This is a genomic window from Streptomyces sp. NPDC042364 (genome assembly GCF_056437585.1).
The window spans coordinates 278,476-291,180 of record NZ_JBWKAJ010000009.1 but is presented as its reverse complement, the minus strand read 5'-3'; the positions used below and the strand labels follow the sequence as shown (position 1 = coordinate 291,180).

The 12,705-nt window shown below is 69.4% G+C and carries 11 protein-coding genes; 10 read left to right on the top strand and 1 reads right to left on the bottom strand.

All coding sequences use genetic code 11. From position 1 onward, the window contains the following. Positions 1 to 106: 106 nt before the first annotated feature. Together AC067N_RS20625 and AC067N_RS20620 are read left to right on the top strand one after the other, a co-directional pair. Positions 107 to 883, top strand: coding sequence for an enhanced serine sensitivity protein SseB (locus tag AC067N_RS20625; protein ID WP_478680325.1), 777 nt, complete (start codon positions 107 to 109; stop codon positions 881 to 883). Positions 884 to 1,077: 194 nt separating this feature from the next. Further along, the gene (locus AC067N_RS20620) at positions 1,078 to 1,866 is read left to right on the top strand and encodes an enhanced serine sensitivity protein SseB C-terminal domain-containing protein (protein ID WP_478680324.1); all 789 of its coding nucleotides are present in this window, start codon (positions 1,078 to 1,080) and stop codon (positions 1,864 to 1,866) included. Between the two features lie 213 nt (positions 1,867 to 2,079). Here the strand turns inward: AC067N_RS20620 and AC067N_RS20615 are convergent, their stop codons facing one another. Then, the gene (locus tag AC067N_RS20615; protein ID WP_478680323.1) at positions 2,080 to 2,655 is read right to left on the bottom strand and encodes a hypothetical protein; all 576 of its coding nucleotides are present in this window, start codon (positions 2,653 to 2,655) and stop codon (positions 2,080 to 2,082) included. Positions 2,656 to 3,210: 555 nt separating this feature from the next. On the opposite strand from AC067N_RS20615, the gene AC067N_RS20610 reads away from it, so the two are divergent. The 8 genes from AC067N_RS20610 to AC067N_RS20575 all read left to right on the top strand — a co-directional run bounded on the left by AC067N_RS20610 (position 3,211) and on the right by AC067N_RS20575 (position 12,290). After that, complete coding sequence (locus tag AC067N_RS20610; RefSeq protein ID WP_478680322.1) at positions 3,211 to 4,212, top strand: ABC transporter permease; 1,002 nt, start codon at positions 3,211 to 3,213, stop codon at positions 4,210 to 4,212. A 106-nt stretch (positions 4,213 to 4,318) separates the two neighbouring features. Beyond that, complete coding sequence (locus tag AC067N_RS20605) at positions 4,319 to 6,088, top strand: ABC transporter substrate-binding protein (protein WP_478680321.1); 1,770 nt, start codon at positions 4,319 to 4,321, stop codon at positions 6,086 to 6,088. Between the two features lie 125 nt (positions 6,089 to 6,213). Then, positions 6,214 to 7,215 carry an ABC transporter permease gene (locus tag AC067N_RS20600; protein WP_478680320.1) on the top strand — a complete coding sequence of 334 codons (1,002 nt, stop codon included), beginning with the start codon at positions 6,214 to 6,216 and terminating at the stop codon, positions 7,213 to 7,215. Next, positions 7,212 to 8,309 carry an ABC transporter ATP-binding protein gene (locus AC067N_RS20595; RefSeq protein WP_478680319.1) on the top strand — a complete coding sequence of 366 codons (1,098 nt, stop codon included), beginning with the start codon at positions 7,212 to 7,214 and terminating at the stop codon, positions 8,307 to 8,309. The genes AC067N_RS20600 and AC067N_RS20595 overlap by 4 nt, the downstream gene beginning before the upstream one ends. Before the next feature lie 23 nt (positions 8,310 to 8,332). After that, positions 8,333 to 9,607 (top strand): ABC transporter ATP-binding protein, encoded by a 1,275-nt coding sequence (locus AC067N_RS20590; RefSeq protein ID WP_478680318.1) that lies wholly within the window; start codon positions 8,333 to 8,335, stop codon positions 9,605 to 9,607. Positions 9,608 to 9,685: 78 nt separating this feature from the next. Next, positions 9,686 to 10,345 carry a trimeric intracellular cation channel family protein gene (locus AC067N_RS20585; RefSeq protein WP_478680317.1) on the top strand — a complete coding sequence of 220 codons (660 nt, stop codon included), beginning with the start codon at positions 9,686 to 9,688 and terminating at the stop codon, positions 10,343 to 10,345. Between the two features lie 55 nt (positions 10,346 to 10,400). Then, positions 10,401 to 11,255 (top strand): thioesterase family protein, encoded by an 855-nt coding sequence (locus tag AC067N_RS20580; RefSeq protein WP_478680316.1) that lies wholly within the window; start codon positions 10,401 to 10,403, stop codon positions 11,253 to 11,255. Between the two features lie 48 nt (positions 11,256 to 11,303). Further along, positions 11,304 to 12,290, top strand: coding sequence for a helix-turn-helix transcriptional regulator (locus AC067N_RS20575; RefSeq protein ID WP_478680315.1), 987 nt, complete (start codon positions 11,304 to 11,306; stop codon positions 12,288 to 12,290). The last annotated feature ends 415 nt before the right edge of the window (positions 12,291 to 12,705 follow it).

The following is a 12,705-nucleotide window of genomic DNA, read 5'->3' as shown; positions in this document are numbered from 1 at the left end:
CGGGGCCGGGGCGTCGTCGGAGGCGACGCCGGGCCGTCCCCTTTGCCCGCGGAGGGCATTAAGGTGCAGGGACAACAGCATCACGGAGTAAAGCGGTAGGCGGCAGATGGACTTCCCGGCGGACTTCCCGGCACAGGCACACCCCCATGGACACGGCGGGTGGCCCGGCAACGAGCTGGAGGAGGTGCTCTCCGCCTCCCTCGGGGTGCCGGGGGCCGGCCCGCGGATCGTGGAGGTGCTGGCCCGCAGCTTCGTCTGGGTGCCGCTGCCCGAGGGCGGCGGACCGAACAGCCGTGAGCTGGACCTTCCCACGATGGAGCTGGACGGCCAGGTGTACGTGCCGGTCTTCAGCTCCGAGGAGCAGTTCCGCCAGGTCGTCGGCAACCACATGTCGTACACGATCGCCCCGGCCGTCGAGTTCGCCCGCGGGCTGCCCCCGCAGGCCGGCCTCGCGCTGAACCCGGACGGCCTCGTGGGCATCCCGCTGCCGCCACCCGCCGTGGCCGAGCTGTGCCGGGCCGCCCGGACCCCGCTGGACGGGTCGGCGAGCGGCGCCCGCGTCCGCCTGTTCGAACCGGACTGGCAGGACGACCCGGTCGACTTCCTCGCCGCGGCCTCCGCCGAGTTCGCCGCGACCGGCGCCGTCCTCACCGCCCGCCGCTGCCTCGCCGCCATCGAGACCGCCGACCCCGTGATGTTCATCGGCGTCGACCTCGTCTCCTGGGAGGCCGACCGCACCCTCCCCCTGGACGCCCTCGGCCGGGCCCTCGGCAGACAACCGGTGGCCTGGCCGGTCAACATGGTCTTCCTGGACGTGGCCCAGGACCCGGTGGGCGACTGGCTCCGCGAAAAGGTCCGCCCCTTCTACCAACACGGCTACTGACACCGGGCCCCGAAGGGGAGCGGGGCGGTGACATCAGCGGCTCCGCCGCCGGGCCCCACCAGTCACGACGACGCCGTGGTCCGCGGCGCACGGCAAGCCCCGAGCCCTCGCCGGCTCGACCCGCACACCACCTAAGCTGGTTCTCCACAAACCAGGGTCCGACACCACCAGCTCCAAACCGAAGGGCGGCTGACGTGAGCGCGAGCGGCACGGCGACCGGGCAGGTCGAGCACATGCTGCGCCAGGTGACGCCGGGGCGTTACGACGCCTACGAGGCGTTGCTGCGTGCCCTCGCGACCCCCGCCACCGGTCAGGTGTGGATGCTCCTGTGGCACGGCCAGGCCGGCTCCCCGGACGCCCAGTACGGGAACATGGAGGTGGACGGGTTCAACTACGCGCCCTGTGTCACCTCCGCCCAGGAGCTCTCCGCCAGCGGCTGGAACCGCAGTTACGAGGTCGTCGACGGCCTGGACGTGGCCCGCACGCTCTACCCCGACCACTACGGACTCTGGCTCAACCCGCACGCGCCGGGCGGCGGCGTCGGCATCCCGTGGCTCGATCTGCGCCGGATCGCCACCGGTCTGGAACGGCAGCCCGCGGGCCCGCTGCGGCTGTCCGAGCCGGCCATCGAGATCCCGCAGTTCTACGCCCTGCTCACCCAGAACGCCCACCGCACCCCGGCCGTGCGCTCGCTGCGCCGCGCCTGGGTGCAGCCCTCGCTCGGCGCGCCGTATCTGGCGATCGGCCTCGATGTGTACGACACCTCGCCGCCCGCGGTCGACTCGGTGCGCGCGATGATGCAGCAGTCCGTCGGTGCCGTCCCGGACGGGCTGCCCGTCTCCACCGTCGCCATGTCCGACGAGTACGACCCGGTCGCGATGTGGCTGCGCGCCGCGGCCCGCCCCTTCTACGACCGCGAGGCCCACGGCGCCCCGGCCCAGGCCCCGGCCGCCGGCGGGTACGGCTATCCGGGCGGGTACTGAGCCCTACGGGACAGCCCCTGGCCCCTCCCGTTACGCAGGACGGAGCCCCTGGCTCCGGAAGGACTCGTCAGAGAGCCTTCCGGAGCCAGGGGCTCCTCGGCATCGTTCTCGTGCCCCCGTGCGCGAGGACGATGCCCGGACGCGTTTTCCGGGCGCTTTTCCCCCGTTGTTCAGCGCACTGGAAATGTGCGCCCGGAGTTTATTGCCGAGGATTTACGGCTTCGGCTTGCACCCGCTCGACTTCTTGGTCTGGCATTCGGAGTAGAAGGGGTAGGCGACGATGGCGTTCATGAGCCCGTAGTCCTTGACGACCACCGTCGTGCAGTTGGGTCCGTAGCGCTCCTTGCGGATGTTGAATCGCTGGAACTTCACCTTCGGTGTGACGAAGCCGTAGTGCTTGCCCTTGACCACCATCTGGTTGGTGACCTTGATTCCCTTGGAGGTCTTCTTGGTGACCGAGTAGTCCGTGCGGGCCTCGATCTTGGCGATGCCCCACGACAGGGACGCGGTGGCGCCGACGCTCCAGGCGGTCGCGCGGGACGTGGTCGTGGTCATCGTGTAGTTGAGCTTCGCCTTGGACTTGCTGGAGTTGTACCGGCCGGCCGTGGGCGCGATGGGCTTGTACGTGGGCGAGCCGAACTTCTCCACGGAGTAGAAGTAGCCCGTCCCGCAGTCCTGCGTGTCTGCGGTTCCCGCGAAAGCGGTGCCCTGGGTGGTCATCATCGTGCCCGCGAGGAGCGCGGTCGCGGCAAATGCCGAACCGACGCCACGGCGCATGGTGCTCTTCATTTATTTTCCCCGTTTCCCGTTTACGTGGAGCCCCTGCTGTTTTTGCTCGGTCGGTGGCCCCGTTCGTCGGAAAGAACGTATGGAGGGCATTCCGGGGTGTCAACGGACCGAACTTCTCTGCATTCGGAGAACCTCAAGAAAGGCTCAACGGGAGAATTGCGGCAGCCTGGCGGTCCGGGTGATTTGCTCCCTCTGTCGTGATGTCGCCCAGGGGTGAATGGGAAAAAGAGGGCGACGCGCGAGGCCCCCGAGGTTGATGTGATCCCCGTCACACCTCATGCCTCGTGGTGCGAAGTGCGGCCCTGTTGTGGGGGGATATGACTCTTTCGTGCCAAGTGTGTGCCGTTCGCCAGTAGTTGACCGGTGTCCGCATAGCGGAGCCCGGAGGCGGCATCACGTTTAGGCATCCATTCACCGTCAGGTCTGGTCAGGGCTCGACGAACCGTTGAAGACTCGCCCACCAGGGGCTTTCGGCCCCTGTCTATAAGGGAGATTGAAGCCGCCACAGCGGCAAGTGCGGGCCGGTCACCGCCGGTTGAGAGGGGTCCCTGCCACATGACGGCGCCATTGCACGACACGACCGCGGAGGCGGTTCCGGCCGCGCCCGCCGATCCGGCCGGGCCGGCGGGGAAGAAGGTCGAGGGACGGTCCCTCAAGCAGATCGCCTGGAACCGTCTCAAGCAGGACAAGGTCGCCCTGGCGGGCGGCGTCACGGTGCTTCTCCTGGCCCTGGTCGCGGTCTTCGCCCCCCTGATCGTCTCCCTGCTGGGCCACCCGCCGAACGAGTTCCACCAGGAGGAGTTGGACCCGTTGACCAACCTGCCGCAGGGCGCCTGGGGCGGGATGAGCAGCGACTTCCTCTTCGGTGTCGAACCCAACAAGGGTCGTGACGTGTTCAGCCGGATCGTCTACGGCGCACGTATCTCGCTCCTCGTGGCCTTCCTCGCGGCTGTGGTGGCAGTGGTGCTGGGCACGCTCTTCGGCATCATGGCCGGCTACTTCGGCGGCTGGGTCGACGCGTTGATCAGCCGCACCATGGACGTGCTCCTCGCCTTCCCGCAGCTGCTCTTCATCATCTCCCTGGTCTCGGTCCTTCCGGACGACCTGCTGGGGCTGACCGGGTCCGGTGTGCGTATCGCCGTACTCGTCCTGGTCATCGGATTCTTCGGGTGGCCGTACGTCGGCCGCATCGTGCGCGGCCAGACCCTGAGTCTGCGGGAGCGCGAGTACATCGAGGCCGCCCGCAGCCTCGGCGGCGGCAGGCGCCACATCCTCTTCAGGGAGCTGCTGCCCAACCTGGTGGCGCCCATCCTCGTCTACGCGACGCTGATGATTCCCACCAACATCCTCACCGAGGCGGCGCTCAGCTTCCTCGGAGCGGGTGTGCGGCCGCCGACGGCCTCATGGGGCGGCATGCTGCGCGACGCCCTCGCAACCTACGAGCACGACCCGATGTTCATGGTCTTCCCCGGTGTCACCATCTTCATCGCCGTACTCGCCTTCAACCTCTTCGGGGACGGGCTGCGTGACGCCCTGGACCCCAAAGGCACCCGATAAGTCCCGCACGGGGCACCACAACTCACCCCTGACCAACCGTCAGGCGGCACTTTCCAAGGTACTCCGGCTCTGGTCCGGGACCGCGAATCTCGGAGGTTCCAAGACAATGCCCACGGTTTCTTCGAAGCGACGGCTCGCTGCCGGTGCAGCCCTCGTTGTCGCGGCGCTGATGACCACCACGGCGTGCGGCGGCGGCAACGGCGACGGTGACGAGGAAGGCCAGGGCGCCGGCTACAACGCCGCTCTCGGCAAGGTCGTCAACGCGTCCACCAAGAAGGGCGGGACGCTCAAGTTCATCGGCAAGCAGGACTTCGACTCCCTCGACCCGCAGCGCACGTACTACGGCATGACCTGGGACTTCATGCGCTTCTTCACGCGCACCCTGGTCACGTACGACACGAAGCCGGGCGACGCGTCCAACAAGCTGGTCGGTGACCTGGCCACCGGCCCCGCCGAGGTGTCGGCCGACGGCAAGACGTACACCTACAAGCTGCGCGACGGCCTGACGTGGGAGGACGGCTCCGCGCTCACCTCCAAGGACATCAAGTACGGCATCGAGCGGATCTGGGCCACCGACGTCATCACCGGCGGGCCGGCGTACCTCAAGCAGACCCTCGACCCCAAGGGCGAGTACCCCGGGCCGTACAAGGACAAGTCCAAGGACAAGCTGGGCCTCAAGGCCATCGAGACGCCCGACGACAAGACCATCGTCTTCAAGCTGCCCAAGGCCAACGGCGACTTCGAGCAGTTCCTGGCCATGCCCACCGGCGCCCCGGTGAAGCAGAGCGAGGACACGGGCGCCAAGTACACCAACAAGCCCTTCTCCTCCGGCCCTTACAAGGTCCAGTCCTACAAGGCGGGCAAGGAGCTGACCCTCGTCCGCAACACCAACTGGAAGAAGGCGTCGGACCCGATCCGTCCCGCCCTCCCGGACAAGATCACCGTGACGATCTCCGCCAACCTGGAGGAGAACGACAAGCGGCTGATGGAGGGCGACTACGACCTCGACGTCAACGGCACGGGCATGACCCAGTCCGGCCGCGTCAGCGCCATCCAGGACTACAAGGCGAACGTCGACAACATCCAGACGTCCTTCGTCCGCTACGTCGCCCTCGTGCACACCGCGAAGCCGTTCGACAACGTCCACTGCCGCAAGGCCGTCTTCTACGCCACCAACTTCGCGGGCCTGCAGCAGACCCGCGGCGGCGAGATCGCCGGCGGTGACATCGCCAACTCGGTCTTCCCGAAGGCCATCCCGGGCTACACCGACTACGACCCGTACGGCGTCCTCGCGCGCAAGGGCAAGCCGGACCTCGCCAAGGCCAAGGCCGAACTGAAGGAGTGCGGCCAGCCGAACGGCTTCTCCACCAAGATCTCCGCACGCACCAACCAGCCGAGCGAGGTCGACGCGGCCGAGGCCCTGCAGGAGCAGCTGGCCAAGGTCGGCATCAAGATCGACGTCGACCCGATCGACGGCGCTCAGTCCTCCAGCATCACCGGCTCCCCGAAGGTCGTGAAGGAGCGCGGTTACGGCATGACGATGGCCGGCTGGGGCCCCGACTTCCCGACCGGTCAGGGCTACGCGCAGCCTCTGTTCGACAGCCGCTTCATCTTCGAGAACGGCAACTACAACGAGTCGCAGATCAAGGACCCGGAGATCGACAAGCTCTTCGACAAGGCGATCGCGTCGACCGACCCGGCCGAGGCCACCACTCTCTACGAGCAGCTGAACAAGCGCCTGCTCGACAACGCCGACTGGATGCCCTTCATCTACGAGAAGAACATCTCGTGGCGCAGCCCGCGGCTGACCAACGTGTATTCGTCCGCCGCGTACAACGGCCGCTACGACTACGTCACGCTCGGTGTCGTGAAGTAGCAGCCGACCACGTCGTCGACCGATCCTTGCCGCCGAATCCCGCCAGTCCGAAGGGCAGGTGAGGGCCCTGAGCGGTGGCCCGGACCTCTCACAAGGAGGTCCGGGCCACCGCAGGGCCGTACACAGTGCTTGCTTATCTCATCCGGCGTCTTACCGCCGTCGCTGTTCTGGTGCTGGTCGTACTGCTCGCGACCTTCACCGTGTTCTACATGCTGCCCAGATGGGCGGGACAGGACATCGCCGTCCTCTTCGCCGGCAAGGCGACAGGTGCCGAGCAGGTCGAGGGCATCCGCACCAAGCTGGGCCTCGACGACCCCCTTCTCGCACAGTTCTGGGAGTTCATCAAGGGCATCCCGCTGGGGCGGGACTACGCCAACGGTGACGACGTCACCCACTGCCCGGCCCCCTGCTTCGGCTACTCCTTCGTCACGGAGGAGCCGGTGTGGAACACGCTCAAGGACGCCCTGCCCGTCACCGGTGCGCTCGCCCTCGGCGCCTGTGTCCTCTGGCTGGCCGGCGGTGTCGCGACAGGCGTGCTCTCCGCGCTGAAGCGAGGCTCCGTGTGGGACCGCGCCGCGATGATCGCCGCCCTCGGCGGCGTCTCCCTGCCGATCTTCTTCACCGGCATGGTCGCGATGGGCATCTTCGTGCACAGCCTGGGGATGGTGCGCATCGAGGACAACCTCAGCACCGACGACCCCATCGGCGTGTGGTTCGAGACCCTGATCCTTCCGTGGATCGTGCTCGCCCTGCTGAACGCGGCGATGTACGCACGCCTCACCCGGGCCACCATGCTGGAGGTGCTCGGCGAGGACTACATCCGTACGGCGCGGGCCAAGGGGCTCGGCGAGCGGGTGGTCATCACCCGGCACGCGTTGCGCTCGGCGATGACCCCGATCCTGACCGTGTTCGGCCTGGACCTCGGTGTGCTGCTCGGCGGCGCCGTCCTCACCGAGTCGACCTTCAACCTGCCCGGCCTCGGACTCGCCGCGGTGCAGGCCATCAGCAGCAAGGACCTGCCGGTCATTCTCGGCGTGACCTTGTTCGCCGCTCTGGCGATCGCCGTGGCCAACCTCCTGGTGGACCTTCTGTACGCAGTCATCGACCCGCGAGTGAGGCTGGGATGACAGACCTGGACAAGACGGGAGCGGCCGTGGGGGAACCCGTGGCGGGTTCTCCGGCACCGACCGCCTTCCTCGAGGTGCGGGACCTGCGGGTGCACTTCCCGACCGACGACGGCCTGGTCAAGTCCGTCGACGGGCTCAGCTTCCAGCTGGAGAAGGGCAAGACCCTCGGCATCGTGGGCGAGTCCGGCTCGGGCAAGTCGGTCACCTCGCTCGGCATCATGGGTCTGCACACGGCCGGGCAGTACGGCAAGCGGAAGGCGCAGATCTCCGGCGAGGTCTGGCTGGACGGCACCGAACTCCTCTCCGCGCCTCCCGAGCACGTACGGAAGCTGCGCGGCCGGCAGATGGCGATGATCTTCCAGGACCCGCTGTCGGCGCTGCATCCGTACTACACGATCGGCACGCAGATCGTGGAGGCGTACCGCGTCCACCACGACGTGGACAAGAAGACCGCCCGGCGCCGTGCCGTGGAGATGCTCGACCGTGTCGGCATCCCCCAGCCGGACAAGCGGGTCGACAACTACCCGCACGAGTTCTCCGGTGGTATGCGCCAGCGGGCGATGATCGCCATGTCGCTGGTCAACAATCCCGAACTGCTCATCGCGGACGAGCCCACCACCGCCCTGGACGTGACCGTCCAGGCGCAGATCCTCGACCTCATCCGCGATCTGCAGAAGGAGTTCGGGTCCGCGGTCATCGTCATCACGCACGACCTGGGCGTCGTCGCCGAACTCGCCGACGACCTCCTCGTGATGTACGGCGGCCGCTGCGTCGAGCGGGGCCCGGCCGAGAAGGTGTTCTACGAGCCCCGGCACCCCTACACCTGGGGTCTGCTCGGCTCGATGCCCCGCCTGGACCGGGACCAGCAGGAGCGGCTCATCCCCGTCAAGGGCTCCCCGCCGTCCCTCATCAACCTTCCGCCGGGGTGCGCCTTCCATCCGCGCTGCCAGTTCGCGGACCTGCCCAAGGGCAACGTCACCCGTGAGGTGCGCCCCGAGCTGGCCGAGGTCGGCAGTCAGCACTGGGCCGCCTGCCACCTGCCCCCGGAGCAGCGGCAGCGTATCTGGACCGAAGAGATTGCGCCGAAGCTGTGAGCGAGACATCCAAGGACACGGCCGTGACCATTCCCCGGCAGAGCGGGGAGGCGGCACCTGCCGCGACCCGCAAGGACGTCGCCCCCGGCGAGATCCTGTTGAAGGTGACCGGGCTCCAGAAGCACTTCCCGATCCGCAAGGGCCTCTTCAAACGACAGGTCAGTGCCGTACGGGCCGTCGACGGCATCGACTTCGAGGTACGGGCCGGCGAGACCCTGGGTGTCGTGGGCGAGTCCGGCTGCGGCAAGTCGACCATGGGCCGTCTGATCACCCGGCTGCTCGAACCCACGGCGGGAACCATCGAGTTCGAGGGGAGGGACATCACGCACCTCGGTGCCGCCGGCATGCGGCCACTGCGCCGGGACGTGCAGATGATCTTCCAGGACCCGTACTCGTCGCTGAACCCCCGCCACACGATCGGCACGATCGTCGGTGCTCCGTTCCGCCTCCAGGGCGTCACACCGGAGGGCGGGATCAAGAAGGAGGTCCAGCGCCTGCTGTCGGTGGTCGGGCTCAACCCCGAGCACTACAACCGCTACCCGCACGAGTTCTCCGGCGGTCAGCGCCAGCGCATCGGGATCGCCCGCGCGCTCGCCCTCAAGCCCCGCATGGTCGTGGCCGACGAGCCGGTCTCAGCGCTCGACGTGTCCATCCAGGCGCAGGTCGTCAACCTCATGGACGACCTCCAGGACGAGCTGGGCCTCACGTACGTGATCATCGCGCACGACCTCTCCGTCGTCCGCCATGTCTCGGACCGCATCGCGGTGATGTACCTCGGCAAGATCGTCGAGCTCGCCGACCGGGACGCCCTGTACCAGGCGCCGATGCACCCGTACACCAAGGCCCTGCTGTCGGCGGTGCCGATCCCGGACCCGAGGCGGCGCGGCGCCAAGAGCGAGCGCATCCTGCTCAAGGGCGATGTGCCCTCGCCGATCGCGCCGCCGAGCGGCTGCCGCTTCCACACCCGGTGCTGGAAGGCCACGGAGGTCTGCCGGACCACCGAGCCGCCGCTCGCCGAGCTGAGGCCGGGCCAGCGGGTCGCCTGCCACCACCCCGAGAACTTCGAGGACCAGCAGCCCCAGGACGTCGTGCTGCTGACGGCCGCCAAGGAGGCGGGCGAGCTGGTCCCGGACGAGGTGCTGGCCCAGTCGGCGGAGACCTCCGCGGCGGTCGCGGCGGAGGTGGAGGCCGTGGCGGAGGCGGACGCCGTGGCGGAGGCGGACACCGCGGCGGAGGCGGACACGGGGGCCGGGGAGCCCGCCGAAACCGAGATCGCCAAGGAGACCGGCAGCAAGTGACAAGTAACAAGTAAGACGAAAGTGATCCCCTGCCTTGCAATGTAAGGCAGGGGATCGTTGTTGCGTCACAATATGTGGGTGCTCCAGCAACTGTTCACACCGTCCGTCCAGCATGCGCTCGATCTGATCGGCATCTTCGTCTTCGCGATCTCCGGCGCGCTGCTGGCCGTGCGCAAGAACTTCGACGTCTTCGGCATCGCCGTCCTCGCCGAGGTCACCGCGCTCGGCGGCGGGCTCTTCCGGGACCTGGTCATCGGCGCCGTACCGCCGGCCGCCTTCACCGACCTCGGCTACTTCATCACCCCGCTGTTCGCCGCCCTGCTGGTGTTCTTCCTCCATCCGGAGGTCGAGCGCATCCAGAACGGGGTGAACGTCTTCGACGCGGCGGGTCTCGGCCTGTTCTGCGTCACGGGCACGACGAAGGCGTACGAGTACGGGCTCGGGCTCACGGCCTCGGCGGCCCTCGGTCTCGCCACTGCGGTCGGCGGCGGTGTGCTGCGGGACGTGCTCGCCAACGAGGTGCCCTCGCTGCTGCGCTGGGACCGCGACCTGTACGCGGTGCCCGCGATGGTCGGCGCCTGCCTGGTCGTCCTCTGCATCGGCTACGACGTGCTCACCCCCTTCACCTCCGCCTTCGCGGCGGTCACCGCCTTCGTGCTGCGGCTGCTGGCGATGCGGTACCACTGGCGGGCGCCGAGGGCGTGGAACCGGCGCTCGGCGGCGGTCGAGGAAGGGTGAGGGTGCCGTCACGTAAAAGCTACCGCTTAGTAATTTCCTGTTGTACGGTTCACCCATGCCCGAAGCAGCTTCCGTACAGGCCACCGTCGGCGACAGTGAGTTCGACCGGGACACCGCGGTCACCCGGCGGGCACCCGGCGTCTACGACGTGCACCTCTCCGCCGGCTGGACGATCATCAGCGCCGTCAACGGCGGCTACCTCCTGGCCGTGCTGGGCCGCGCCCTCGCGGACACCTTGCCGCACGCGGACCCGTTCACGGTCTCCGCGCACTACCTGACCGCGTCCCAGCCGGGCCCCGCCGTCATCCGCACGGATGTCGTCCGCACCGGCCGGACCCTGTCGACCGGCCAGGCGTCCCTCTTCCAGTACGACGACGAGGGCCGCGAGATCGAGCGGATCCGCGTCCTCGCCTCCTACGGCGACCTCGGCTCCCTCCCGGACGACGTCCGGACGACGGCGAAGCCGCCCGCGATACCGCCGATCGACCAGTGCTTCGGCCCCCAGGACGCGCCCGCCCCGGTCCCCGGCAGCTCCGCCATCGCCGACCGCCTGTGCCTCAAGCTGGACCCGTCGACGCTCGGCTGGGCGCTCGGCGCGCCCTCGGGGAACGGCGAGATGCGGGCCTGGTTCGGGCTCGCCGACGGCCGTGACGCCGACCCCCTCTCGCTGCTCCTCGCGGTGGACGCGCTGCCGCCCACCGCCTTCGAGCTGGGCATCTCCGGCTGGGTCCCGACGGTCGAGCTGACCGTGCACGTGCGGTGCCGACCGGCGCCGGGGCCGCTGCGGATCTCCATCGCCACCCGCAACCTCGCAGGCGGCTTCCTGGAGGAGGACGCCGAGGTCTGGGACAGTGCCGACCGCATGGTCGCGCAGTCACGGCAGCTGGCGCGGGTCAGGCTCGCGGGCTGAACGGCCGGCCCGGCCGGTCGGCCGTCCTCCGTCGGGCACCCTGGTGAGGTGAAGGCCGGCCGACTCCTCTCGATCCTGCTGTTGCTCCAGACGCGGGGCCGGGTGCCCGCACGGGAACTGGCCGAGCGGCTGGAGGTGTCGGTGCGGACCGTCTACCGGGACGTCGAGGCGCTGTCGGCGGCCGGGGTGCCGGTGTACGCCGAGCGCGGCCGGCACGGCGGGATCGAGCTGCTCGCCGGGTTCCGTACGGATGTCACGGGGCTCACCGCCGACGAGTCGCGGGCCCTCTTCGTGCCGGCCGGGCGGGGCGAGCACACCGCGCTCGGGCTGGACGAGGCGCTGGGCTCCGCCCTGCGCAAGGTGATGGCCGCGCTCCCCGCACCGCACCGGCCGGCCGCCGAGAGCACCGGCCGCCGCGTCCTCGTCGACGCCGCCCGCTGGAGAAGCGGACCGAGGGCGCCCGTGGACCCCGTGGACTTCGCGACGCTCCAGGACGCCGTGTTCACCGACCGGCGACTGCGGCTGCGCTACCGGCACGGCGGCGACCGCGACCGGCGCACCTACACCGTCGACCCGTACGGGCTCGTCTGCAAGGCGGGCGTCTGGTACCTCGTCGCCGACCGGCGGGGCGGACCGAGACTCTTCCGGGCGGACCGGGTCCGGTCGGCGACCGTCCTCGACGACCCCGTCCGGCGCAGGCCGGGCGTCGAACTCGCCGACGCCTGGGAGGAACTGCGGCGCCAGGTGGAGGAGCGGACGGGCGGCATCGACGTCACCGTCCGCGTGCGGCGCTCCTTCCTCGACATGTTCCTGCGGCTCCAGGCCGCCTGGCTGTCGGGCCCGCCCGACGACGACGGTGAGAGCGAGTGGGTGACCGCGCGACTGTCGTTCGGCCTGCTGGGGGAGGTGCGCCAACTCCTCGTCCTCGCCGACCGCCTGGAGGTCCTCGCGCCTCCCGAGGCACGGGCGGAACTGGCCGCCGCGGCCGCCTCCGTCACAGCCCTGTACGAGCGGCCCTTCCCGGCGGAGGACTGAACCGCCCTCTCGGACAGGAGTGTTGGCGACGCTTTGCCCAGCGCACAGGACGGACACGGTGCGAACCCAAGAGAGGCCCGCCCAGGGGGCGTTGGTTCGATGCCCGCGCCTCGCACTCCCTCGTCCCTCCCGGAGTCGTCTCTCCTGAAGCGTGTGCGTCTCGGCCCTGCCGCGGCCCTGTCGGCGGTCGCACCCCTCGCCCTGGTGGCGTGCGGCTCCGGTGATTCCTCGTCGTCCACCTCCAGCAACGGCGACTCCGCGCGGCGGAGCTGCCAGGCTCCCTCGGCCGCTCCCTCCGGCACCCCGTCCGGGGCGCCGTCCGCCCCGCCCGTGAACGGCCGGGCGGCGTCCGGCACTCCGTCGGTCGCTCCCCCCGGCGCTCCCTGCGGCGCGCCCGGTAGGGCACCCGGCGGTG